Origin of the sequence: Enterobacter sp. BNK-13, assembly GCF_048685015.1 — a bacterium.
Lineage (GTDB): Bacteria > Pseudomonadota > Gammaproteobacteria > Enterobacterales > Enterobacteriaceae > Enterobacter > Enterobacter quasiroggenkampii.
In genome coordinates, this window is record NZ_JBLQTP010000001.1 from 167,547 (window position 1) to 191,698 (window position 24,152).

General features: G+C 52.6%; 17 protein-coding genes. 7 read left to right on the forward strand and 10 right to left on the reverse strand.

Features of this window, described 5'->3' with window-relative positions; translation table 11 throughout:
• Positions 1-2 precede the first annotated feature (2 nt).
• Positions 3-2,600: a BREX-1 system phosphatase PglZ type A gene (gene pglZ, locus ACMGGQ_RS00800; RefSeq protein ID WP_420289467.1), complete on the forward strand. Its 2,598-nt coding sequence runs from the start codon at positions 3-5 to the stop codon at positions 2,598-2,600.
• A 10-nt stretch (positions 2,601-2,610) separates the two neighbouring features.
• Entirely contained in the window at positions 2,611-4,686 is a 2,076-nt protein-coding gene (brxL, locus tag ACMGGQ_RS00805; protein WP_058675371.1) for a protease Lon-related BREX system protein BrxL, read from the forward strand.
• 135 nt (positions 4,687-4,821) lie between these two features.
• Here the strand turns inward: brxL and mcrC are convergent, their stop codons facing one another.
• Complete coding sequence (gene mcrC, locus ACMGGQ_RS00810) at positions 4,822-5,868, reverse strand: 5-methylcytosine-specific restriction endonuclease system specificity protein McrC (RefSeq protein WP_420289468.1); 1,047 nt, start codon at positions 5,866-5,868, stop codon at positions 4,822-4,824.
• Positions 5,868-7,262 (reverse strand): MrcB family domain-containing protein, encoded by a 1,395-nt coding sequence (locus ACMGGQ_RS00815; RefSeq protein ID WP_420289469.1) that lies wholly within the window; start codon positions 7,260-7,262, stop codon positions 5,868-5,870. The genes mcrC and ACMGGQ_RS00815 overlap by 1 nt, the downstream gene beginning before the upstream one ends.
• Before the next feature lie 234 nt (positions 7,263-7,496).
• Here ACMGGQ_RS00815 and ACMGGQ_RS00820 point away from each other — a divergent pair, with 234 nt between their 5' ends.
• Positions 7,497-11,015 (forward strand): AAA domain-containing protein, encoded by a 3,519-nt coding sequence (locus tag ACMGGQ_RS00820; RefSeq protein ID WP_420289470.1) that lies wholly within the window; start codon positions 7,497-7,499, stop codon positions 11,013-11,015.
• Positions 11,016-11,085: 70 nt separating this feature from the next.
• Here the strand turns inward: ACMGGQ_RS00820 and ACMGGQ_RS00825 are convergent, their stop codons facing one another.
• A complete protein-coding gene (locus ACMGGQ_RS00825) occupies positions 11,086-12,036 on the reverse strand; it encodes an HNH endonuclease (protein ID WP_420289471.1) in 951 nt (316 codons plus the stop codon).
• A gap of 301 nt (positions 12,037-12,337) precedes the next feature.
• Between ACMGGQ_RS00825 and ACMGGQ_RS00830 the strand changes: the two genes are divergently transcribed.
• Entirely contained in the window at positions 12,338-12,805 is a 468-nt protein-coding gene (locus ACMGGQ_RS00830; protein ID WP_420289472.1) for a SymE family type I addiction module toxin, read from the forward strand.
• Between the two features lie 57 nt (positions 12,806-12,862).
• Here the strand turns inward: ACMGGQ_RS00830 and ACMGGQ_RS00835 are convergent, their stop codons facing one another.
• Together ACMGGQ_RS00835 and trpS are read right to left on the reverse strand one after the other, a co-directional pair.
• On the reverse strand, positions 12,863-13,234 hold the full coding sequence (locus ACMGGQ_RS00835; RefSeq protein ID WP_420289473.1) for a hypothetical protein: 372 nt from the start codon (positions 13,232-13,234) through the stop codon (positions 12,863-12,865).
• 573 nt (positions 13,235-13,807) lie between these two features.
• The gene (trpS, locus tag ACMGGQ_RS00840; RefSeq protein ID WP_420289474.1) at positions 13,808-14,812 is read right to left on the reverse strand and encodes a tryptophan--tRNA ligase; all 1,005 of its coding nucleotides are present in this window, start codon (positions 14,810-14,812) and stop codon (positions 13,808-13,810) included.
• Positions 14,813-15,011: 199 nt separating this feature from the next.
• Between trpS and fosA the strand changes: the two genes are divergently transcribed.
• Positions 15,012-15,437 (forward strand): FosA/FosA2 family fosfomycin resistance glutathione transferase, encoded by a 426-nt coding sequence (fosA, locus tag ACMGGQ_RS00845; RefSeq protein WP_028015351.1) that lies wholly within the window; start codon positions 15,012-15,014, stop codon positions 15,435-15,437.
• Here fosA and ACMGGQ_RS00850 read toward each other — a convergent pair.
• A complete protein-coding gene (locus tag ACMGGQ_RS00850) occupies positions 15,423-16,430 on the reverse strand; it encodes a LacI family DNA-binding transcriptional regulator (protein WP_420289475.1) in 1,008 nt (335 codons plus the stop codon). The two genes, fosA and ACMGGQ_RS00850, sit on opposite strands and share 15 nt — an antisense overlap.
• Positions 16,431-16,615: 185 nt before the next feature.
• On the opposite strand from ACMGGQ_RS00850, the gene ACMGGQ_RS00855 reads away from it, so the two are divergent.
• Together ACMGGQ_RS00855 and ACMGGQ_RS00860 are read left to right on the forward strand one after the other, a co-directional pair.
• Positions 16,616-17,704, forward strand: coding sequence for a cellulase family glycosylhydrolase (locus tag ACMGGQ_RS00855; RefSeq protein ID WP_420289476.1), 1,089 nt, complete (start codon positions 16,616-16,618; stop codon positions 17,702-17,704).
• A 50-nt stretch (positions 17,705-17,754) separates the two neighbouring features.
• Complete coding sequence (locus tag ACMGGQ_RS00860) at positions 17,755-19,149, forward strand: MFS transporter (protein ID WP_063944590.1); 1,395 nt, start codon at positions 17,755-17,757, stop codon at positions 19,147-19,149.
• A 41-nt stretch (positions 19,150-19,190) separates the two neighbouring features.
• Here the strand turns inward: ACMGGQ_RS00860 and ACMGGQ_RS00865 are convergent, their stop codons facing one another.
• Genes ACMGGQ_RS00865 through ACMGGQ_RS00880 form a run of 4 tightly spaced genes read right to left on the reverse strand, consistent with a single transcriptional unit; the run spans position 19,191 to position 23,937 of the window.
• Positions 19,191-20,012 carry an alpha/beta fold hydrolase gene (locus tag ACMGGQ_RS00865; protein WP_024909512.1) on the reverse strand — a complete coding sequence of 274 codons (822 nt, stop codon included), beginning with the start codon at positions 20,010-20,012 and terminating at the stop codon, positions 19,191-19,193.
• A 30-nt stretch (positions 20,013-20,042) separates the two neighbouring features.
• Entirely contained in the window at positions 20,043-21,662 is a 1,620-nt protein-coding gene (locus ACMGGQ_RS00870) for an MFS transporter (RefSeq protein ID WP_420289477.1), read from the reverse strand.
• The gene (locus tag ACMGGQ_RS00875) at positions 21,659-22,066 is read right to left on the reverse strand and encodes a DoxX family protein (protein ID WP_420289478.1); all 408 of its coding nucleotides are present in this window, start codon (positions 22,064-22,066) and stop codon (positions 21,659-21,661) included. The genes ACMGGQ_RS00870 and ACMGGQ_RS00875 overlap by 4 nt, the downstream gene beginning before the upstream one ends.
• Complete coding sequence (locus ACMGGQ_RS00880; protein ID WP_420289479.1) at positions 22,066-23,937, reverse strand: amidohydrolase; 1,872 nt, start codon at positions 23,935-23,937, stop codon at positions 22,066-22,068. Before ACMGGQ_RS00880 ends, ACMGGQ_RS00875 begins: the two co-directional genes overlap by 1 nt.
• Between the last annotated feature and the right edge of the window lie 215 nt (positions 23,938-24,152).

Genomic DNA, 24,152 nt, shown 5'->3' on the forward strand with positions numbered 1-24,152 from the left:
TTATGCAATTTAAAGAACTGGAATCCGGGCTTCGTCAGAAGTTTACCGACAACCGTATCGTCTTCTGGCACGACCCAGAACAACGTTTCACTGATTCGCTCAATGAGTTGGATCTCGACAACGTTGTGCTGCTGAATATGCGCGGCATTTCTGTGCTAGCAACAAAAAAACGACTCGAAATCGACGAGCCTGAGCAGAAATTTTTACTCTATTTCACCAGTGAGGTTCCCGCTCTCGAGCAGGACTGGTTGCTGGATATTCGCCTCTATAGCACCGAATTCCACGCTGATTATGCGGCGATCACCCTGAATTCTCTGGGTATCCCGCAACTCGGTTTACGCGAACATATTCAGCTGCGCAAAGCCTTCTTTACCGTCAAGCGAACTCAGACCCTGAAGGGATGGGTCACCGAGCGCGAAACGGAAAACTCTCTTGATAAAAAAATGCTGGCGGTGGTGGTCGGGGCCAGTACCTTTGAAACCAAAGAGATTCTTTTTGCTTTGGTTCAGCAATTTGTCGCGGCACGGCAGCAAGATGATAGCGCGCTGGAAAACACCTTCGCCGTACTGAAGAAACTTGGCCTTGATGGAGTGCTCTGGGAAATTCTTCGCCTTGAGTTGGGGTATCAGTCTGAAACTCCATCACTGGAAAACCTGCTTCTGAAACTGTTCTGTACCGATCTCTGGGCTCAAGGTGATGAAGCGCATCGTGACTGGTTGAGTAAAAATGTGCTGGTTACCGCTGCTGGACGGGCGTCTTCACTGGCCTTTATGGGGGCGTGGCGCAACGATCGTCGCTATAAAGCAGAATATGATTATTGTGCAGAGGATTTGCAGCAGACGCTCCAGCCAAAAGAGCACTACAACTACAGCTCACCGTACGCCCTGGCAAAATGTGAAACCTTCGAGGCCATTGAACAACTTATTATCCGTGGTCTGGTGACCCAGTTGCAGGAAGAGAGCACCACTCTTGATAGAGATGTGTTTAAAGCGTTGGTTTCAGAGCGCAGTGCGAAATACTGGAGCCAGACACGTCCAGAGTATCTTTCTATCTGGAATGCTATTCGTCAGGCGGAACGTTTGCTGAATTTGCGTAACCGCTACACTGACGGGTTTAATTTCCCCGATACAGGCGCGTTCTGGAAGGCCTACTGCGACGAAATTTATCGCTTCGATCAGACCTATCGGTTGTTTAATGAATATGCCGCGCCGGTGCACAGCAAAGGGGCGATGATCCTGCATGAACTGGATAAATTCATCGAAGAGTTATACAGCAATTGGTACCTGGCTGAACTAAGTCGTGGCTGGAACAAACTGCTGGAAGCAGAAAAACGTATGCAGACCTGGCAGTTTAGCGGAATACCCCTGCAGCGCAATTTCTATAAAGAGAATGTTAAACGTCAGTTTGACACCTCTCAGGTGAAACGCGTTTTTGTCGTGATCTCGGATGCACTGCGCTATGAAGTGGCGGAAGAGCTGGGCAGGCATATTAACCATGAGAAGCACTTCAGCGCAGAGCTGCGCTCCCAGACCGGAGTGCTCCCAAGCTATACCCAACTGGGCATGGCTGCACTGTTACCTCATGAGTCGTTGAGCTATCTTCCTGATAATTCTGGTGTAGTCTACGCCGATGGGATGTCCACTTCCGGGTTTGAAAAACGAGCCGCTATTCTTGCGAAGGTGAATGGTGTAGCGCTGAAAGCAAAGGACTTGCAGAACGCCAATAATCAGGAAGTGAACGAACAAATCCGCAACGCTTCCGTGGTTTACATCTGGCACGACACTATAGATGCGATGGGTGATAAGGCGGCAACCGAAGATAAAACATTCGAGGCTTGCCGAAGCGCTATTACCGAGCTAAAAGATCTGGTCTCACGCTTACGTAGCCGATTTAATGCCAGCCGAATTTTTGTTACCGCCGATCACGGGTTCCTGTTCCAACAACAAGCGCTGGTGGAGCAGGATAAAACGAAGCTGGAAAGTAAAGCTAAAGACACGATTGAAGCGAATAAGCGTTTTATTGTAGGTCATCAACTGCCTGAAAGTGAATTTTGCTGGCACGGTAAACTGGCAGATACGGCAGGCGCAAGCGATGAGAGTGAATTCCTGTTGCCCAAAGGGGTACAGCGTTTCCACTTCGTAGGTGGTGCTCGTTTCGTTCATGGCGGAGCCATGCTGCAGGAGGTGTGTGTTCCTGTGTTGAAGATTCGCGCGCTTGAAAAGAAAGCGGCTGAGAAGCAACCCCAGCGGCAGCCCGTGTCCGTTGTTGCGCGGGATCAGGTGATCAAACTGGTTAACAGCATTGATAAAGTTGGTTTTATTCAGACTTCGGCAGTGAATGATTTAAATGAGCCGCGCACGCTGAATATCTTTATCGTCGATGAAAACAACCAGGTCGTCTCCGGCACGGAAACAGTATGCTTCGACAGTGATAACGAAGATATGGGTAAACGCACCCGCGATGTAACCATGAAACTCATGGGGACGGCATTCAATCGCAAAAACAAGTATGTTCTGATCCTGGAGAATGCGGACAGTGCAACAGAGTATGGTCGCTATCCGATCACGATCGACCTGGCATTCCAGGATGACTTCTTTTAAGTGAGGCGTTATGCAACAGCAGGATAACTCAGCTAGTAACATGGAAGCGGCCTCTGCGTTGGCTCAGGACCTGGATTCATTGTTGAATCAGCATTTTCGTGGTCGCGTGGTGCGTAAGGATCTGACTAAGCAACTTAAAGAAGGGGCGAATGTTCCGGTCTATGTTCTGGAATATTTACTTGGCATGTACTGTGCCTCTGATGACGATGAGGTTGTTGAGCAGGGGCTACAGTCGGTTAAGCGTATTCTTTCTGATAACTACGTCCGTCCGGATGAAGCAGAAAAAGTGAAATCACTGATTCGCGAGCGTGGTTCTTACAAGATTATCGATAAGGTCACGGTAAAGCTAAATCAGAAGAAAGACGTTTACGAAGCCCAGCTCTCTAACCTCGGCATTAAAGATGCCTTGGTGCCGTCTCAGATGGTGAAAGACAACGAGAAACTGTTGACGGGTGGCATCTGGTGCATGATCACCGTGAACTACTTTTATGAAGAAGGGCAAAAAACGTCTCCTTTCTCGCTGTTCACACTGAAGCCGATCCAGATGCCAAATATGGATATGGACGAGGTATTTGAGGCCCGCAAGCAGTTTGATCGTGACCAGTGGATTGACGTGCTGTTACGTTCTGTCGGGATGGAGCCTGCGAATATTGAACAGCGTACCAAGTGGCATCTGATTACTCGCATGATTCCCTTTGTGGAAAATAACTATAACGTCTGTGAGCTTGGGCCACGCGGTACCGGTAAGAGCCATGTTTATAAAGAGTGCTCTCCTAACTCATTGTTAGTTTCTGGGGGGCAAACCACAGTTGCGAATCTTTTTTACAACATGGCCAGCCGCCAGATTGGCCTCGTGGGAATGTGGGACGTCGTTGCGTTCGACGAAGTGGCAGGGATAACTTTCAAAGACAAAGATGGCGTGCAGATCATGAAGGACTACATGGCATCAGGTTCGTTCTCTCGTGGTCGCGACTCCATTGAAGGTAAAGCCTCCATGGTGTTTGTCGGCAACATTAATCAGAGCGTGGACACGCTGGTCAAAACCAGTCATCTGCTTGCACCGTTCCCGGATGCGATGATTGATACTGCATTTTTTGACCGCTTCCATGCTTATATTCCTGGTTGGGAAATTCCAAAGATGCGTCCGGAGTTTTTCACTAATCGCTATGGTTTGATTACGGATTACCTCGCTGAATACATGCGAGAAATGCGTAAACGTAGCTTCTCCGATGCAATTGATAAATTCTTCAAGCTGGGAAATAACCTCAATCAGCGTGACGTGATTGCCGTACGCCGCACGGTATCCGGTCTGTTGAAGCTAATGCACCCGGATGGCGCTTACGACAAAGAAGATGTCCGGGTTTGCCTGACTTATGCACTGGAGGTCCGTCGTCGCGTTAAAGAGCAGCTTAAGAAACTCGGTGGCTTGGAGTTCTTTGATGTGAACTTCAGCTACATCGATAATGAAAGTCTGGAGGAGTTCTTTGTAAGCGTACCGGAGCAGGGTGGCAGTGAATTGATTCCCGCCGGTATGCCGAAACCTGGCGTAGTGCATTTGGTCACGCAGGCTGATTCAGGTATGACGGGCCTCTATCGTTTTGAAACGCAGATGACTGCCGGTAATGGCAAACATGCGGTATCAGGTTTAGGGTCGAATACAGCAGCGAAAGAAGCGATTCGCGTGGGGTTTGACTACTTCAAAGGTAACTTAGGTCGTATCAGTGCTGCGGCAAAATTCTCTGAACATGAATATCATCTTCATGTGGTGGAGCTGCACAGCACAGGACCGAGTACAACCACCAGTCTGGCCGCGTTAATCGCGTTCTGTTCCATATTGCTGGCAAAACCGGTTCAGGAACAAATGGTCGTTTTAGGCAGTATGACGTTGGGAGGGGTAACGAATCCCGTTCAGGATCTGGCTGCATGTCTGCAGGTTGCATTCGATAGCGGCGCGAAAAGAGTTTTACTCCCTATGGCTTCAGCTATGGATATCCCGACCGTACCGACTGAATTGTTTACCAAGTTCCAGGTAAGCTTTTATGCTGATCCTGTAGATGCGGTATACAAGGCTCTTGGTGTAAATTAAATGCAATGATTACCAGTGATGTATGAGTTGTGTTACTGGTAATCTCATTTCCAAAAATAATAGTGCAACTTAATTTTAATATTATATTTTTAAGTTGAAGCTTAATATCCTGATGCTTAATTTAAGTATGGTTATTTATTCCAGAAACTCGGTAAAGATAGACAGTAAATCATGATGAATCAGTGTCCATTCTTGATCCAAGTTTATAGTACATAATCCGATATCGAAACCACTAACATTATAACGATGCTTTACAGCCTTCGTTACATGAGGATAGATCAACAACCCACTGATTTTTTGGGCTGGAGTCGATTTACAAGCCAATAAATAATTCATTAGCTGATATAGGTTAGACGAGTGAAACTTCGATGTTTCGTTACGGCTAGAAAATATACTCTTATAATATTTTGCATCAACGATTAAAGTTTTGTTATTACTTCTTATCGTTATGTCTGTTTCCATTCGTGGTAGAAAAGATAAACTTTTATCAGTGTCGCTATATGCATCCCATTTCAAATATGAGCGTTTTACGTTAGCGTTTTTTAATTCTCGCATACAAAAACAATATAAAAATTCCTGATAAAGAAGTGACATTTTGCGTTCGTCACGTTCAAAATCATAAAAACGATAACTACCATTGTTTTGATTACTTATCGAATTGTCTGCAATAAACTTGCATAAACTGATTGCGAATTTGTAATAACGACTACTAGCCCTAACTTTCACTTTATTGAAGTGAAGAGGAGTGAGGTTAATTTCTTTCACTTCTGGCATTCTTGCTCGGATAGAGCGCGATTCTTCTCGGATGGTTTTATTTAAATTTTCATTTTTGATTAATACAGTCAGAGAACTTTTAATGATTTTATTTGCAAGCGTATCCGGATTTAAATCATCAAAAGTACTGACTGTTTTTCCTTGTGTCATATGTAAACCGCGGAGTGTTTGAGGGAGATTCACCCGTCCTTTTACTCCTGTGATTAACTCTGTATTTGACTGATAATTCAGCTCGAATCCCCGACGACAAAGATAAAGAACACATTTATTTAAAGCATGCCCGAGTATATCTAGTAAGTTATTGGCCGGTTGCGCATCAAGGTTAACTATTTTAGCATCCTGTAAATGATTCCATGCATAAGTCAGCATATAATAGATGTTACGTATTGGAATCGCTGGCTTATTCATTATATGTCCTCAAGTAACAGATCGAGCCAGTTTTGTCTTTTACCAGGGTTATCAAACCAATACTCTTCAAGCAACGGCGCTATATCTGAAAAAACGATTGTTCTGAACCATTCAACATCTGGTTGATTGCCATCATCTAAACCATTGCAAAAATAGCTGTGCCCGATCCTGTAACCCTTCCCGAGTATTTCTGAGTCATTACTGATTTCGTTATTTAACTGCATCATTTTGAAACATAATGATTCGACAAATCCAGGCTTGGCTTTGTTATCCAGTAAAAAACTACGAAATTGCTCTGTTCCAAATCCGGGTTCAATATCAATAAATGAAAAGCGTCTACGGAGAGCGTAGTCGACGACTGCCAGAGAACGATCTGCTGTATTCATTAAACCAATAATATAGACGTTAGCAGGTATATAAAATCGGTCACTGTAGTTTTCCGAGTAGGTAAGAGGTACTGCCCAGTTCGCATTACGCTTATCATGTTCAATAAGCATCATGACTTCGCCAAAAACCTTGCTTAAATTCGCTCGATTTATTTCATCAATGATAAAAACATGTTTTTTTTCTGGTTCTTTCAGGGCCTGCTGACAGAAACTATAAAAAATTCCATCCTTCCGTTGGAAGCCATCACCATTTGGGCGATAACCTTGTACGAAATCTTCATAACTATAAGATGGATGAAACTGGACCATACCAACTCTGTATGAATCCCTTTCTTCCATTAGCAGATAAGCCAGTCGGCGGGCTACGAAGGTCTTGCCTACTCCGGGGGGACCTTGCAGAATAACATTTTTCTTCACAACCAAACGTTTAATAATTGTTTCTATTGTTGGTTGAGGAATAAAGAGGTCATTCAATGCATCGTTTATATCATATGGTTTTTTGACCGTAGTTTTGGAGTGAGGATCTGGATGGGGCAATGTTTTGGAACTGGAGAATAATTTTTTATATACATTTATTGTTTGTTCTATTTCTTCATCAAATTTTGCGTAATCGATACCATTGGAAACTTTTTGTGAGAACGCATAGTAAGATTGACCATATTTCTTTGGATATATCCCAAGGTTAGTATGTAAATACTCTCTAATGGTGACTGGTATATCAGAGTTAAAGTGCCATTGAAGTTGAGGTATCTTTGTATCACTTATCCCATAAGCAAGTATAAGTTCGTCATAATCTTTATAATAAAGTATGACAGGATAGATACCATGAGACACTTCTTGACCCTCAGCAAGAAATGCAATCCAGGGAACAGAACTGTAATTACCAAAGCCGAAACTTACCTTCACCTTAAGTCCATGAAGTGTTTCTGGGTAGTCTTTAGTTGATTGTGAGATTTTCTGATCGGCTTGTTCAACGAATTTTTCAAGCCAAGTCTGTACCGATTGCATCTCTTACTCCTTACGAGAAGTTCATAGTGCATTATGACGCCCACCCGGACGAATCGCTACTGTTAATCGTAACAGTTCGAACTCATCCAATGAATATATTCTGTCTTTGAAATCAATTTCTTCGTGCATACCAAATAATTATTGCGATCGCGCTCGCAACGTGGACAATACTTAATCATGTGATGAATTAATATCAACGAAATCAATAATTTCATTTAAGTCACGGGATGGGGAATGGACAGTAATACTCAGGGATTCACTTCATACTGGCGTAATACCTTAGCTGATGCCGAGTCTGGAAAAGGGGCATTTGAGCGTAAAGATGAAGAGTCATTCACTCAATGGATGAATATCGATAAGGGGCGCCTGGATGAAGAGATCGTGCATTCGTTCTTCGAAGGTGAAAACGAGAAGGTTCAGACCGTAAAAGTGCTGTTACGGTCGCATGTATGGATCCACTTGTTAAAGCATGGCAAGGAGCGCACGGCTGGCGCACCAGGTATAGTTACGCCTTTGGTTACTTCTGCGCTGTTGAACCGCGAAGGCTTTCTGTTCCCTGCATCTCCTGCCACCATTCCCCGTGACCTGCTTGAACCACTCCCCAAAGGTACCTTTTCTATTGGTGAGATGGCGGAATATGACAAATATAAAACCTCCCATGATTCATTAACTTTTGGTCCTGGCGACGAGGATGAGCAGCGTGAGGAAACAGACGAACAACGGACTGAGCGACATGCTCGCTATAAGCTATTATGGCAAAAATACCTTAAAGAGGCAGATGAGCTTTTAAACAATGTGGCCGGGAAATGGCTCGAGTCACCAGAGCAATATGAGTCAGCTGGTTATGGCTTTATTATCAAAGCCAACCAGCCCGGCGGCGCCAGCATTCATATTTTGCCCATGTACGACCACCTGCTGTCGTGCAAAAAAGAGGTGCCATTGCTGGCGCGTTTTGCTTCAAAAGATAAATCTCCTGTTGAGCCGCTTCTTGCCAGTAATGCCATGTTCAGTGAGCGTCTGGGCCATTCTGGCGACAATTTCCCTCTGGCTACTGCACAGCGTGATGCCCTGAGCCATTATCTCACTCAACAGCCGGGCGATATTCTGGCCGTAAACGGTCCTCCGGGAACAGGAAAAACTACTCTTGTGCTCTCCATCATAGCTACAGAGTGGACGAGGGCGGCTTTAAACAAAACCGAACCACCGGTTGTCATTGCGACATCAACCAACAACCAGGCGGTTACCAACATTATTGAGGCCTTCGGAAAAGATTTTTCTACCGGAACCGGGCCCATGGCTGGACGTTGGCTGCCGGAAGTAACAAGCTTTGGCGCTTATTTCCCTTCCTCGCGCCGAAAAGCTGAGGCAGCAAAAAAATACCAGACAGAAGACTTTTTTAACCGCGTTGAATCCCTTGAATATGTAGAAGATGCCCGGCTTTTCTTCCTTGAAAAGGCAAGGGTGGCTTTTCCAGCTCAGGAATGTCATTCACCTGAACACGTTGTGAATCTCTTACATCAGCGTTTAAGTGAACTCTCTGCAGAGCTTGAGCAAATCGAGCCTGCGTGGGAAAACCTGAACGCAATCCGTCAGGAGCGGGGCGCCATCAGCGACGATCTCGAACAGTATATTCAGGCTAAGAGAACGTTACTGCTCAATAGCACAAATGAAATCTCGCTATTAACGCAGGGCAAAAAACAATGGGAACAATATCGAGCTCGTGAGTCGATCATGTTCGCTCTCTTCTCCTGGCTTCCCGCCGTTCGTACTAAGCGTCACTATCAAATGAAGCTGTTTTTGGAGGCTACGTTTAGCGAAAGAATAACAGCATTCCAGGGAACTTTGCCTGATGGAATTGATGCCTTTATCGAAGGCCTGATAGCAGAAGCACTTAAAGAGCAGGCCGAGTACCAGCAGCAGATTGGTCTTGCCGAGGACATTTCCCAACGTGAAAGTGAAGCAGCCATACGCTGGCGCGAGATCACTCATTCGCTGGGAAGTCCGGGTGAAACGGAGCTCAGTCTGAATGAAGCCGATCAGCTCGCTGATACGCGGCTCCGTTTTCCTGCATTTTTGCTGGCGACGCATTATTGGGAAGGCCGGTGGTTAATGGATATGGCTGCCATTGAAGATCTTCAGGATGAAAAAAAACGCAACAGAATAAATTATGTTCAGGCCCGCTGGCAGCGCAGAATGAAACTTACCCCTTGTGTGGTGATGACCTGTTATATGCTGCCGCATCATATGAAAATTGGTATCCGGGATGAAAAATTGAAAAAGTATGCGGAAAGCTATTTTTATAATTTTGCAGATCTGCTCATTGTCGATGAAGCAGGCCAAGTACTTCCGGAAGTGGCTGCGGCCTCCTTTGCTCTGGCAAAAAAAGCGTTAGTTATTGGTGACACAGCACAGATTGCGCCAATCTGGAATAGTTACCCTACCATTGATATAGGGAATCTGTTAGAGCAGAAACTTCTTACTGGCGATACTCAGGATGAGCTTCACGACGCTTATATCACGATAGGTGATTCAGGTAAAAGCGCGGCATCTGGGAGTGTCATGAAGATCGCCCAGTTTAATTCCCGCTATCATTACGACCCAAACTTTGCGCGTGGCATGTATTTATATGAGCATCGTCGTTGCTTCGATAACATCATTGGCTTCTGTAATGAGTTGTGCTATGACGGCAAATTATTTCCCAAGCGGGGTATAGCAAATGGCACGTTATATCCTGCAATCGGTTATTTGCACATAGATGGTAAATGTGTACAGGCAAGCGGCGGAAGCCGCTATAACCTCTTCGAAGCTGAGACAGTAGCTGCATGGCTTGCGGCGCACAAACAAGATATTGAGCGTCATTACAATAAGCTGCTCCATGAAGTCGTAGGGATTGTGACCCCCTTTTCTGCGCAAGTCAGCGCAATTGAATCGTCATTGCGTAAGGTGGATATCAACTGTAATGATGATAAAAACGGGCTGACAGTGGGGACAGTCCACTCCTTGCAGGGCGCGGAAAGGGAGATTGTGCTGTTTTCTTCTGTGTATTCGAAACACGAAGATGGCGAATTTATAGACAACGACAGAAGCATTCTGAACGTTGCCGTTTCACGTCCTAAAGATAGCTTCCTGGTCTTTGGCGACATGGACTTGTTTGAGATCCAACCCGGTTCTTCACCTCGGGGACTGCTGGCGAAATACCTGTTTGCTTCCACTGATAATGCGTTGCAGTTTGATTTTCAGGAGCGCCAGGATTTAAGTTCCTCGCAAACGCAGACCTCTATCCTGCACGGTGTGGAGCAACATGATGTGTTTCTGAATCAGACTTTTAACTCAATCAATGAGAGCATTACTATCGTTTCGCCGTGGCTTACCTGGGAAAAGTTGGAACAGACCGGTTTTCTTGCATCGATGATGCAGGCACGTGCACGTGGTATTGATATCACTTTAGTAACGGACAAATCATCTAATACTGCAGATGTGGATTTTGAAAAGCGTAAAGAGAAAAATCAGCGTCTTAATGAGGCCGTGGAAAAGTTAACTGAAATGGGCATCACGACGAAGTTGGTCAACCGTGTTCACAGTAAGATTGTAATTGGCGATGAGGGACTACTCTGCGTCGGTTCCTTTAACTGGTTCAGCGCTGCGCGGGAGGAAAGATACCAGCGATATGACACATCCATGGTCTACCATGGCGATAGTTTAAGAGCTGAGATCAAAACGATTTATACCAGCCTTGAGCAGCGGCAGTTATAAAATGATGTGAATTACCTGAGCACCCGTATAAACCATAGGGTGCTCAGGATATTTAATACGATCACATCAATTAACCCTTAAAAACATTTTGCCTATGCCATTGTAAATAGTTGTATGAAGGTTTCGGCAACGCAATGATTCTTTCTGGCAAACTCAGCTTGTCGCATGTACCAAAATCAAGGTGATTGCTTATCAGAACGTCACCTTCATTAGCGAATGAAATCCAGCCAGAGTCAAATAAAGTATCAATATGAGCCGCCAGCATGAGACCGTTATGCGGATCTAATCTTTCTTTCGCAGTTTGGCATGCGGACCAGGGCTTGATATGGCTCACTCTCAGTAATGGCTGAAAGGTAATCCCTGTTACAGGGCAGGCAGGGTAAAGTTTTAAGCACTCAGCCCGAAAAATACCCTGTCCGATTCTGGCATGAATCAATGCTGTTCGGGTTGTTTCATCTATCGAGAGGTCATGAGTGATAATATCAATGTCTGGTTGAACGAGAGCGATACGATCGTTCGGGCTTTGATTTACCTCGAATGGCTCAGGTGTTTCAAATCCCAACTCTTGGAACAACGCTGAGTGAAATTCTACGGGCAAATATTGTTCAACCACCTGTTTCGCCAACGAATCAATTAAGCGTATCTGAGCTTGTAATAGGGAAAAGGAAGCAACATCAAAGCCACCGTGCACGTTGTTATCTAAGACCGTCTGCAGCCTCGGTTCCTCAGGGCTTTTCAGTAAAGCAGGGTCTGTTCCTTCCAGTGCCCAGAAGCCATCATGCTTTAACCGCCAGAATGGCATAAGAACTTCATAGATGCTGCGTTTTGGCCCGTAGCGTTTTAGTAAATCTCGTAGTTGATCTTGTATTTCATCCTGAAACTGGAAAAGTCGTCCATGGCCTTTCTTGTACTGGGAAAGAACGTACAGAACAAGTAAGGGTTTATTCAACGCTGGTGCTTTGTTGTACCAGGCTGTTTTCATCCCGGCAATTTTTTGACTAAGAGATTTTGCGATGGTCATAGTTCGGTTACAGGAGCCAGTAGTTCTGCGATGATGCTCGCAAAACCCAGACCAATCAACCCGTAACCAACAAAAACATGACCTTACCGCATATAATCCTATTTCCTGAATCCCCCTCGCAAATTCTAAATTTACCCCACACCAAACCGCTGTATTTATATTCAGCCCTGTATAATGAGCACCAGAAATTACGCCGACCGGCAAAGGAAGTATCAAAGAATATTTAAAGAAGAATTCGCGATATGAAGGTGCTGCAACACCCCCATACCGCTAACCACTAGCAACTGAAAAGGAGTTGAAAATGGCTGCGACGAATTTTAAGCCAGAGTTTACTGTTTGCAAAACAGAATCAGACGCTTTCACCGGCATGATTGAAAACCGCGAGCTGGTACGCAAAAACAGCGCCCGCCGGCTTCACGGCAACCAGACCAATGCGGCCCCCATTCATCCTCGTGCGGAAACGCCGCAGGACAGTGCCGCCTGCTGTGAACTCTATGCCCGCATAGACATGAAATACCTTTTTCTGGGCGGCGAATGGTTAACCCGAGCGGGCTTTATCAACGGTATGCCGGTAAAAATCCGCGCCATGAAAGACTGCATTGTGATTACGCCACAGCATACAAGAGAATTATGGGGATGCCTGGAAGGTATGAGCGTGGTGAATATCAATAAGCAGAAAGTCGCGCAGTGGCTGAAGACCTTTCCGGGAGCGCTGAATGATACAGGTGATGTTCCGGTGATTAAGCGTGGGAGTGGGCAGGCTGTTTAAACTTAAGACTACCTGCACGGGCATGTAAGCACATGCCCGCACTACGCTAAGAATAACTCAATCATGATGCACTTGTTCTTTCACTGCCTTGACCAGCACAGCATTAAGCTCGCCAAAGGTTAAATCGCGTATCACAGGTTCGGGAATGCCTCGTAACCTGCGAATCAAGCGGCATAAACCAAAGTAATCTATGCCCTCGGTGCTAAAAAGAAACTCGTTTTCAGCGAGGGAAAAAATTTTCTCATAACCATCTTCTTCAGTGACGAGCGTAACGCCAAACGCTGCCTCGCAGTCTTCAATCAGGACATCGCCATCCATGCCACAGATATCAAGGTCGGCTTCGATTAGGGTGTTTTCATCGATGCGCTTGCGATGATGTCCCGAGGACTGACGCACAACCTCAATGACCTGCGAAAGAGTGGGTTGCATTATGTTTAATTCCTTTGGTACAGAAATGACGTAGACATTCATCAGTAGATCGAGTTAACGCCTGGGAGTTATTATTGAAGGTACAAATAAAATCAAAACAATCCACGCAAACATACCAATGATTTTTAACGGCCAGGGTTCGAATACATCAAAGCACACAATTGCGCCTATAACTAATAGTGGTCCTCCCAATAATTCCAGTATTCCTTCTAAGATAGATAACTTATGAGGCAATACACGATTTAGTAAAACGGCCATGAAATGTGCGCATCCTAAAGTGATGGTTATAGCTATTGTGCATTCTTTCCAGTTATCAGTGACGCCCACGCATATGAGGCATAACACAATCACAAATACACAAAGTAACGTATTCAGCATGGAAATAATAAACTTACTCTTAGCAGTTGCCGTGGCGTTTAAAATATTAAGAGTCTATGAATATAGCGCTCTTAACAGAATGACAAACGACATTGACTAATAATGCATTTAAGAATTTTTGCGCCTCGCTTATTTACGCAATAATCAAGTTAGCGGCTTCATGCCAATCCCCCGCATTCCACCGCTAAATCGACTTTAACTAAACACCGGCACCCCCAGCCCAACCTTCACCTCCCTCAACGTCCCCTGCGTCACCTCCTGCGCCCGTTCCGTTCCGCGCTTCAGCATCGCCATCAACTCGCCCCTGTCACGCATATACATCGCCCTCCGCTCCCGCATCGGCGCAATCAGCTCCTGCAAACACCCCTCCAGCTCGTTCTTGCACGCCCGGTCGCCCAGCCCGCCTGCCTGATAGTGCGCCTTCATCGCCGCCACTTTGTCTTTGTCCGGGTGAAACGCGTCGAGGTACGTAAACACCACGTTCCCCTCAATTTGCCCCGGGTCGCTCACCTTCAGGTGGTTCGGGTCGGTGTACATGGCGCTGACCGCACGGTGAATGGTCTCTTCGCTGGCCGAAAGATGCAGCGTGTTGCCCAGCGATTTCGACATCTTGGCGCTGCCGTCGATGCCGGGCAGGCGGCTGGTGTCGCTCAGCATCGCCTTGCAGTGGCGCAGCACCGGGGCGGGCAGCAGGCTGTTCATCTTGTGCACAATCTCGTTGGTCTGCTCAATCATCGGCAGCTGGTCGTCGCCGACGGGCACGCACTCGGCCTTGAACGCGGTAATGTCCGCCGCCTGGCTGATGGGGTAGGCCATAAACCCGACCGGCAGCGAGCGGGCGAAACCCTTCTGCGCAATCTCGTTTTTCACCGTCGGGTTACGCTCCACGCGGGCGACGGTGACGATGTTCATATACAGCATCGTCAGCTCGGCGAGGGCGGGCAGGGCGGACTGGAGACAGATCGTGGTCAGGTTCGGGTCGATGCCGGCGGCGAGGTAGTCGGCCAGCACTTCGGGGATGTTATCGCGGATCTTCTGCGGGTTGCTGCCGTTGTCGGTCAGCCCCTGCAGGTCGGCAATCAGCACAAACTGGTTGTGCGTATGCTGGAGCGCCACGCGCTGGCGCAGCGATCCGACGAAGTGGCCGAGGTGCAGCGGGCCGGTTGGGCGATCGCCGGTGAGGATAGTTGGTGCGTTCATAAAGACTCCTTAATGGGCAGTTGCCGAAAGGGGTCTTAGATGTGAGAAAGCCGCCTTTCGGCGGCTATCTGAAAATGGGAAAAACTACTCCGTGCCGCCTTTAAGAAGGCAGCCACCAGCGGTTTACGGTGAGGACGGCGTGGTTTATGTTCATCTCTTTACCGTATCACGTCCGGCGCGAAAAACAAAAGGGCACGTCATGCTGCAATCTCTCAACCATCTGACCCTCGCGGTCAGCGACCTGCAAAAAAGCGTCACCTTCTGGCACGAACTGCTGGGGCTAGCGCTCCACGCCCGCTGGAATACCGGGGCCTATCTCACCTGCGGCGATCTGTGGGTCTGCCTGTCGTACGATGAGGCGCGCCAGTACGTGCCGCCGCAGGAGAGCGACTACACCCACTACGCGTTTACCGTGGCGGAAGAGGATTTTGAACCGTTCTCGCACAGGCTGGAGCAGGCGGGCGTCACCGTCTGGAAGCAGAACAAAAGCGAGGGGGCGTCGTTCTATTTTCTCGACCCGGACGGGCACAAGCTGGAGCTGCACGTGGGCAGCCTCGCCGCGCGGCTGGCGGCGTGTCGCGAGAAGCCCTACGCGGGCATGGTGTTTACCTCAGACGAGGCTTGAGGCGCGCACCTTCAGCCTGCCCGCCAGCGTCACGTGCGTGGCGGCATCTTCCTGATTGCACAGGTACTCCACCGCCAGCCGTCCCAGCTCGCTGTAGGGCAGCTGGATACTGGTTAGCGGCGGGGTGAGCTGCTCGGAGATCTTCTGGTCGTCGTAGCCCGCCAGCAGCATGTCCTGCGGGATGCGCACGCCGTTCACCGCCAGCGCCTGATAGCAGCCAATCGCCAGCCAGTCGCTGGCGCAGAAGATGGCGTCCGGGCGCTCGGTCAGCTCCAGCAGGGAAGCTGTCGCGGTAAAGGACTCGCTGAACTGCCAGTTGGTCTGGCGCACCAGGCCGTCGTCGCACGCGAGTCCGGCCTGCTGCAGCGCGGCCTGGTAGCCCGCCAGACGCTGGCGCGAGGCCTCCATCCAGCTCTCGCCGGTGATGTGGGCGATGCGAGTCGCCCCGCAGGCGATGAGGTGTTTCGTCACCTGGAAGGCATTGGCGTAGTCGTCCGGGATAAACGACGGCAGCAGCGGCGAGCCGGGGTCGCGCTGGTTGAGCAGCACCAGCGGGATGCGGGTGCAGTCCTGGAATGCCGTCATGTCCACCAGCGTGGTGACCGGTGAGGCGAGGACAATCCCGATGCAGTTGCGCTTCTCCAGCTGGCGGATGATGTTCAGCGCCAGCTCGATGTCGTCGCCGTAGTCGTAGACGGTGAGCAGGGTCTCGTTGCGCCATGCGGCTTCCCGCGCCTGGCTGATGGCGTCGATAAACGGGTCGAAGCTCTGCATGGAGCTCACCAGCAGGGCGATCTCTTCCTGGTTGCGCGGGGCGTGAACGGCGGGGAGGCGGTCGTAGCCGAGCTCGGTGGCGACGCTTATCACCCGCTGGCGGGTGTCGTCGCTGAGCTTGATGTTGCGTGACTGGTTAAGCACCAGCGATACCGTCGCCTGCGACACGCCTGCCGCCCGCGCAATATCGTTCATCGTCACTTTCGTTTTTCGCTTCATCCGTCCTCTCCCTTTCGCGAATTCGCATCATACCCTAACCGCACGCTTACGCGCCGTCGATCACGTTTCTCATTCATCGAAGCGTGAACTTTGTGAGTGGCATCGCTTTTCTTCGTGCGGGAAATTGCGCATTTATCCCGCAGCTAATATTTATTAGCTAAATATTATCAGTAAGAGGACGCGTAATGAAAGAGCAGTGGAGCAGGGAGCAGGCACAGGCGTGGTATCAGCAAAAAGGCTGGCTGTGCGGGTTTAACTACCTGCCGTCGACGGCGGTGAACTGGACCGATATCTGGCAGGCAGAGACCTTCGATGCCGCCACCATTGAGCGCGAGCTGGGCTGGGCGGCGGAGGCGGGCTACAACACCCTGCGCATCAACCTGCCGTTTATCGTCTGGGAGCACGACCGCGACGGGCTGATGGCGCGCATCGACCGCTTTTTGATGATTGCCGACGGCCACGGGTTCAGCACCATGCTGACCCTGATGGACGACTGCGGCTTCTCCGGCGACGAGCCGTACCTCGGCCCGCAAAAGCCACCCGTGCCGGGCAAGCACAACAGCCAGGCGGCGGCGAGCCCGGGGCGCGACAAGGTGTGCGATCCGGACTGCTGGGCAGACATTGAGCGCTATATCCGCGACGTTGTCCGCCAGTTCCGCGAGGATAAGCGCGTGCTGCTGTGGGATCTCTACAACGAGCCGGGCAACCGCGGCATTTTCGCGACCGGCACGCAGGAGGTGCAGTACGACGCGAAGCTGGAGACCTGCGCCCACGCGCTGATGAAGCTCGCATTCCAGTGGGTGCGTGAAGAAGATCCAACCCAGCCGCTCACCGTCTGCGCCTGGCGCCTGCCGCCGGAAGAGGAGGGCGAGACGTTCTTCCAGCATCCGCTGGACCAGACCGCGCTGGCGCTCTCGGACGTGGTGAGCTTCCACGCCTACACCCACACCGGGCGCATGACGGCGATTATTCAGCAGCTGCAAAAGCTTGGTCGCCCACTGTTCTGTACCGAATGGCTGGCGCGCCACGTGGGCAGCACCATCGAAGAGCAGCTTCCGCTGATGTACGCGGCGAAGGTCGCGCCGTATCAGTGGGGGCTGGTGCGCGGCAAAACCCAGACGTGGCTGCCGTGGCCGGTGGTGATGAAGGAGTCCACGGACTACTGCCGCCTCTGGTTCCACGACGTGTTTGAGGAGAACGGCATTCCGTTCTCGCGCCGTGAAATCGCCCTGATGCAGCAGCTGCGCAAGATCGCCCCACAGGCGCAGGACTAATAATATCGACCCGGCGGTCCACCGCCGGGCAACCAGGCAGGCATATAACAATGGCAACGACAATGAAAATACCGTCTCGCGAGCTGTGGTCTTATTTTGGTTATGGTTTAGGTCAGTGTTTTAGCTTTGGTTTAGTGGGTTCGTTTATTAACTATTTTTACACCGACGTGCTGGGGATCTCGGCACTGGCGGCGAGCACCATCTTCCTGATTGCCCGCGCGTGGGACGCGGTTCACGATCCGCTGTTTGCCAGCATTATGGATACCATTAACAGCCGGTTCGGCAAGTTTCGCCACTTTTTGCTTATCGCCCCGCTGCTGATCACCGGCGTCACGCTGCTGTCGTTCTATAAAATCGAAGCGGACATGACCACCAAAATCCTCTACGCCGGGGTGACCTACATCCTGTGGGGGACGCTGTACGCCATCTCCGATATCCCGTTCTGGTCGATGTCGTCGGTAATGACCAACGACTCCGGGCAGCGCACCCGCGCGGTGACGGCGGCGATGCTCGGGGTGAACGCCGGGATTGCCTGCGCCAACATCTTCTTCCCGAAGCTGGCGGCCTATTTCGCCCAGTACAGCAATGACAAAGGCTACTTTATGGCGGCGCTGGTGATGATGCTGGTGGGCCTGCCGCTGATGCTCAACGGCTTTATGCAGATCAAAGAGCGCGTGCCGCCGAGCCCGGAAAAGGTGACCATCCGCGACACCTTCCACAACCTGCGCCAGAACAAGCCGCTGTTTATCGTTCTGCTGTCGTTCTTTTTCTGCGTGTTCCACAACGTGGCGGGCGGGCTGTATATCTACTTCTTTATCAACAACCTGGGCGACGGCAGCCTGCAGATGGCGATTGGCGTGATGGGAATAGTCGCGGCGGTGCTGTGCCTGGTCGCCCCGATGCTGACGCGCCGGATGCAGAAGCGGAAGCTGTTTATGATCCTCTGCGGGCTGGACGTGGCGGTGCGCGTGGTGATGTGGTTTGTGGGCTATCAGCAGGTGACGATGCTGTTTATTCTGCTCGGCCTGAGCACGCTGTTCGTGATGATGACTAACATCCTCACCTCGTCGATGATTGCCGACACCATCGAGTACGCGGAGTACCACACCCACAAGCGCTGCGCGGCGATCACTTTCTCCGGGCAGACCTTTACCGGCAAGATGTCGGTGGCAGTGGGCGGCGGGTTAATCGGCGTGTTTCTGACGATGATCGGCTACGTGCCGCAGGCGCAAATTCAGAGTGAGAGTGTGCTGTCGGGGCTGTTCTTCGGGATTTGTCTGCTGCCGGCGATAGGCTCGCTGATCCGCATGGGCTTTATGTCGCGCTTTACCTTTACCGAAGAGAAGCACGCGGAGATTTGTCGGCTGCTGGCGGAGCGGAACGCGTCTGCGAAAGCGCCGGGTGACGGCTGCGCCTTACCCGGCCTACAGGACCAGCCCTTGTAGGCCTGATAAGCGAAGCGCCATCAGGCTTCGCTTTTTAAGATTTACAGCGACTTCACAAACGCCAGCAGATCTTCGTTGAGCTGGTCCTGGTGGGTCAGCGCGAAGCCGTGCGGCGCGTTGTCGTACACCTTCAGCGTGGCGTTTTTGATCATCTCTGCCGCCAGCTTGCCGGTGCTTTCAAACGGCACGATCTGGTCGTTGCTGCCGTGGATCACCAGCGTCGGCACGTCGATTTTCGCCATATCCGGGCGGAAGTCGGTTTCGCCGAAGGCGGTCACGCAGTCGATGGTGCCCTTCAGGGACGCCAGCAGGGCGATGTTCAGCGTCTGCGTCAGGGCACCGGCGGAAACGGTCTGCCCGGCGTTGGTGCCGTAGAACGGGGTGGCGAAGTCGCTGATGAACTGGGCGCGATCTTTACGCAGTCCGTCGCGAATGCCGTCGAACACGCTCTGATCCACACCCTGCGGGAAGGTCTCAGATTTACCAAAGATTGGCGTGACCGCGCCCAGCAGCGCCAGACCGGCCACGCGCGCGCTGCCGTAGTTGTTGATGTAGCGGGTCACGTCGCCGCCGCCCATGGAGAAGCCCACCAGCGTCACGTCCTGCAGGTCCAGGGTGGTGATCAGGTCGTTGATGTCGGACGCAAAGGTGTCGTAGTCGTAACCGTTCCACGGCTGATCCGAGCGGCCAAAGCCGCGACGGTCAAAGGCGATGGCGCGGAAGCCGCGCTCGGCCAGGTAGTTCAGCTGGCTGTCCCACATGTCGCCGTCCAGCGGCCAGCCGTGGCTGAAGAGAACCGGTTTGCCCGCGCCGCCTTCTTTGTAGTAAATCTGCGTGCCGTCTTTTGCCTTAAACGTTGCCATAGTGTGTTCCTGTGCAGGTGATGGTTAGGGTTATACCGGCGCGACCAGATAACGAATTGCCGGTGATGTTGTGCCCTGATGAAAAGCCAGAACGCGGCTCTGCAGCAGGAGGTCATTCATGGTGTGGCGCTCCTGCTGGCGCAGATGCTCAATCCAGGAGCCCATCAGGAAGGTCTCGATAAACAGGCCGGGGCGTTCAATATCCTCGTACACCGCCCAGCTCATCGCCCCGGCGCGGCGTCGCACCCGGCGCAGCTCGTGGACCGCCTCCAGGAAGGCTTTTGCGTTGTGCGGGTCGATGATGTACTCGTGCGAGACCAGCACCGGGCCACGCTCGTTCGGCAGGTCGATCTCCACGCCGTCCAGCGGCTGGCCGCTCAGGTCGAGGTTTAATTCCGGGTCTTTCTCCAGCTTCCAGCGGAACACGGTGGCGCTTGCCAGCACCATCCCCAGCGTGGCGACAACCAGCGCGGTCGGGGTGCCGAAGCGGGAGGCTATCTGCCCCCAGATGGCGCTGCCCGTGGTCATCGAGCCGAAGAATACCGTCAGGTAGACCGCCAGCGCGCGGGCCTTCACCCAGCGGGCAGCGCTGCGCTGGGCGCCCAGGTTCAGCGTCGAGAGCACCGCAATCCATGCGAAGCCGGTGAAGAACTCAAACAGGTTGAGCAGCCAGACGTGGCGCACAAACGCCAGCGCCAGCATGGTGAGGGCAAAGACCAGACTCGCGGCCACCATCAGCCGGTCGGCGTTCAGCCGCTGGCGCAGGCGCGGCAGCAGAATGGCCCCGGCAATCGCCCCCAGGCCAATGCACGCCAGCATCACGCCGTAGCCCGCCGGGCCCAGGCCCAGCTCGCGGCGCGCCACCAGCGGCAGCAGCGCCCAGCCCGCGCTGCCGAAAACGAAGAAGGCCACCGTACGCACCAGCACGTTGCGCAGCACCGGCGCGGCGTGCACGTAGCGGATGCCGGTGCGCACCGCAGAGAAGAAGTGCTCCGGCGGCAGACGCTGAATGGACGGGGCCGGACGCCAGCGCCACAGCACCCATGCCACGCCCACCACGGACAGCGCATTCAGGGCAAACACCATCCACGGCCCGGCGAGCGACAGCAGGAAACCGCCCAGCGCGGGGCCAATCGCCCGGCTGATGTTCACCCCGAGCGAGTTCAGTGCCACGGCGGCGCCCAGCTCCGGCTTGCTCACCAGATCGGGCACCACGGCCTGGAACGGCGGTGAGCTCATCGCCGCCCCCACGCTCAGCAGAAACGTCGCCACCAGCAGCACGGTGGGGGTGACGTGTCCGGTGAAGGAGAGCACCGTCAGCCCGGCGGCGGCGATGAACACCCACAGCTGGGAGAAGAGCAGGTATTTACGCCGGTCAACGATGTCCGCCATCACCCCGGACGGCAGGGCAAAGAGGAACATCGGCAGGCTGCTGGCCGCCTGCACCAGCGCGATATCCAGCGGGTCGGCGCTCACGGTCAGCATGCTCCAGTTGATGCCGACGTCGCTCATCCATGAGCCGACGTTAGAGACCACCGTGGCGATCCACAGCATGCGGAACACCGGCTGGCTCAGCGGCTGCCAGGGTGAAACCGTCGGTGCGGGCGTCGTCTCGACGTGTGCGTCGCGAACGTCGTTAACCTGGGTCATGCGAACCTCTCCGTTGCCTTACGCTGCAGCCGCCACTGGCCCGGCCCGGTGAGGGCAAGGGTGGTGAAGATAATCAGCAGCAGCCAGCCAAACTGCCCTTCGGCAATCGACCAGTTCGGGTGGACCGCCAGCATCGCCACCAGCAGCACGGCGATAATCGGCAGGCACGCCAGGCGGGTGTAGACGCCCGCAATGATCAACAGCGGGCAGATCACCTCGGCGACAATCGCCGGGATCAGGCTGGTGTAAGGCCCGAAGCCGAACGGATCTTCAATGCGCGTCAGCTCTTCGCTGAAGTGCAGCACCTTCGGCAGGCCGTGCACGTAGAGCAGCAGCAGGCTGCCGGTCAGGCGCAGGAAGAACAGCCCCAGGTCGATCCGGGGCGGCATAGTGGTGTTTTTCATCAGAATGCAAAGCAGCTGCAGCCCAGCGCCCCCCAGAAAGCGTTATCGTCGGACACCGGCATCGCTGACGTGCGGGCGAAATCATGCTGGTGGCTGTGAACCCCGCACGGCCCGCTGCAGTGGTGAGCCACACTCATACCCACGCGTGCGGCCTGCGGCGGCGCGCTGCGGTAGTGGCCCGGCACCTTGACCACCGGGGACCACTCGGGCAGAACCGGGATGGCCGGCGGCGCGAGCGGGCCAAAGCTGCCCGCGGCGTAGACGATGTCGCCGTTGACCACCGTGAGAACGGACTCGATGCCCTTGATCTCCTCTTCCGGCACGCGGAAATAGTCTTTGCTCAGCACTGCCAGGTCGGCGAGCTGGCCGACCTTGATCTGCCCCTTCTGATTCTGCTCGCTGGAGAACCACGCGCTGCCCTGGGTCCAGAGCATCAGGGCGGTATCGCGGTCCAGGCGAGCGCTGTGATCGTACATCTGCATCCCGCCGACGGTGCGGCCGGAGACCAGCCAGTAGAGCGCGGTCCACGGGTTGTAGCTCGCCACGCGGGTGGCATCCGTTCCCAGGCCCACCGGTACGCCGGTCTCGAGCATTTTCGCCACCGGCGGTGTGTGGCGGGTGGCTTCGATGCCGTAACGCTCGGCAAAGTACTCGCCCTGGAAGGCCATGCGGTGCTGGACGGCAATGCCGCCGCCGAGCGCTTTGATGCGGTCAATGTTGGCCTGGGTTACGGTTTCCGCGTGGTCGAAGAACCAGTGCAGGCCGTTGAACGGAATGTCGCGGTTCACCTTCTCGAAGACGTCCAGCATGCGGCTGATGGATTCGTTATAGGTGGCGTGCAGGCGGAACGGCCAGCGGTGCTCCACCAGATGGCGTACCACGCGCTCCAGCTCGTCCTCCATGCCCGGCGCGAGATCCGGGCGCGGTTCGAGGAAGTCTTCAAAATCGGCGGCGGAGAAGACCAGCATCTCGCCCGCGCCGTTGTGGCGGAAGAAGTCGCTGCCCTGGCCCGGCGTGAGCATGTCGGTCCATTTTTCAAAGTCTTCCAGCTCGTGGCCCGGACGCTGGGTAAAGAGGTTGTAGGCGATGCGGATGGTCATCTGTTTTTTCGCGTGCAGCTCGGCGATCACCTCGTAATCTTCCGGGTAGTTCTGGAAGCCGCCGCCCGCGTCGATGGCGCTGGTCAGCCCCAGACGGTTCAGCTCGCGCATGAACTGGCGGGTGGAGTTAACCTGCTGCTCCAGCGGAAGCTTCGGCCCTTTGGCCAGCGTGGCGTAGAGGATCATGGCGTTCGGACGGGCGATCAGCATCCCAGTCGGGTTGCCGTTGGCGTCGCGCTGGATCTCCCCGCCCGGCGGGTTTGGCGTGTCTTTGGTGTAGCCGACCACCTTCAGCGCGGCGCGGTTGAGCAGGGCGCGGTCGTACAGGTGCAGGATGAAGACCGGGGTATCCGGCGCGGCGTCGTTAATTTCGTCGAGGGTCGGCATGCGGCGCTCGGCAAACTGGAACTCGGTCCAGCCGCCGACTACGCGCACCCACTGCGGCGACGGGGTGCGCAGCGCCTGCTCTTTCAGCATCCGCAGGGCGTCGGCCAGGGAGGGCACGCCTTCCCAGCGCAGTTCAAGGTTGTAGTTCAGCCCGCCGCGGATCAGGTGCAGGTGCGAGTCGTTCAGGCCGGGGATGGCGGTGTGGCCTTTTAAGTCGACCACTTTGGTGCCGTCGCCGTGGTGCTGCATCACCTCGGCGACGGTACCCACTTCCAGAAATTTTCCATCGCGCACGGCAACGGCTTCCGCGACAGGATTCTCGCGATCGACGGTGTGAAACTGGCCGTTAACCAGAATGAGATCGGCTTTACCTGGGGTATCCATAACTGCTCCTGACTGAGAGGGGAATGGTCAGGATTATGGGAACCGGTTTCGGCAAAGATCCAGTTATACAATAGGATAGGTATACCAAAGTATAACTATACCTAAGGTTAACTATACGAAGAGATAATTACGCGCGGAGAAGGAAAACCGCAGGATGAGGGTGACTTTATCGTCGCGGCGCTCGCGGCGATTTCTACCCTTAACCACTGGAAAAT

Excerpts from the sequence above, each read along its gene's own strand:
- ACMGGQ_RS00860 (WP_063944590.1), top strand. The coding sequence starts at position 17,755 with ATGGCAACGACAATGAAAATACCGTCTCGCGAGCTGTGGTCTTATTTT.
- ACMGGQ_RS00875 (WP_420289478.1), bottom strand. The coding sequence starts at position 22,066 with ATGAAAAACACCACTATGCCGCCCCGGATCGACCTGGGGCTGTTCTTC.
- ACMGGQ_RS00855 (WP_420289476.1), top strand. The coding sequence starts at position 16,616 with ATGAAAGAGCAGTGGAGCAGGGAGCAGGCACAGGCGTGGTATCAGCAA.
- ACMGGQ_RS00870 (WP_420289477.1), bottom strand. The coding sequence starts at position 21,662 with ATGACCCAGGTTAACGACGTTCGCGACGCACACGTCGAGACGACGCCC.
- ACMGGQ_RS00825 (WP_420289471.1), bottom strand. The coding sequence starts at position 12,036 with ATGACCATCGCAAAATCTCTTAGTCAAAAAATTGCCGGGATGAAAACA.
- ACMGGQ_RS00865 (WP_024909512.1), bottom strand. The coding sequence starts at position 20,012 with ATGGCAACGTTTAAGGCAAAAGACGGCACGCAGATTTACTACAAAGAA.
- brxL (WP_058675371.1), top strand. The coding sequence starts at position 2,611 with ATGCAACAGCAGGATAACTCAGCTAGTAACATGGAAGCGGCCTCTGCG.
- ACMGGQ_RS00835 (WP_420289473.1), bottom strand. The coding sequence starts at position 13,234 with ATGCAACCCACTCTTTCGCAGGTCATTGAGGTTGTGCGTCAGTCCTCG.
- fosA (WP_028015351.1), top strand. The coding sequence starts at position 15,012 with ATGCTGCAATCTCTCAACCATCTGACCCTCGCGGTCAGCGACCTGCAA.
- ACMGGQ_RS00880 (WP_420289479.1), bottom strand. The coding sequence starts at position 23,937 with ATGGATACCCCAGGTAAAGCCGATCTCATTCTGGTTAACGGCCAGTTT.
- ACMGGQ_RS00830 (WP_420289472.1), top strand. The coding sequence starts at position 12,338 with ATGGCTGCGACGAATTTTAAGCCAGAGTTTACTGTTTGCAAAACAGAA.
- ACMGGQ_RS00850 (WP_420289475.1), bottom strand. The coding sequence starts at position 16,430 with ATGAAGCGAAAAACGAAAGTGACGATGAACGATATTGCGCGGGCGGCA.
- trpS (WP_420289474.1), bottom strand. The coding sequence starts at position 14,812 with ATGAACGCACCAACTATCCTCACCGGCGATCGCCCAACCGGCCCGCTG.
- ACMGGQ_RS00815 (WP_420289469.1), bottom strand. The coding sequence starts at position 7,262 with ATGCAATCGGTACAGACTTGGCTTGAAAAATTCGTTGAACAAGCCGAT.
- mcrC (WP_420289468.1), bottom strand. The coding sequence starts at position 5,868 with ATGAATAAGCCAGCGATTCCAATACGTAACATCTATTATATGCTGACT.
- ACMGGQ_RS00820 (WP_420289470.1), top strand. The coding sequence starts at position 7,497 with ATGGACAGTAATACTCAGGGATTCACTTCATACTGGCGTAATACCTTA.
- pglZ (WP_420289467.1), top strand. The coding sequence starts at position 3 with ATGCAATTTAAAGAACTGGAATCCGGGCTTCGTCAGAAGTTTACCGAC.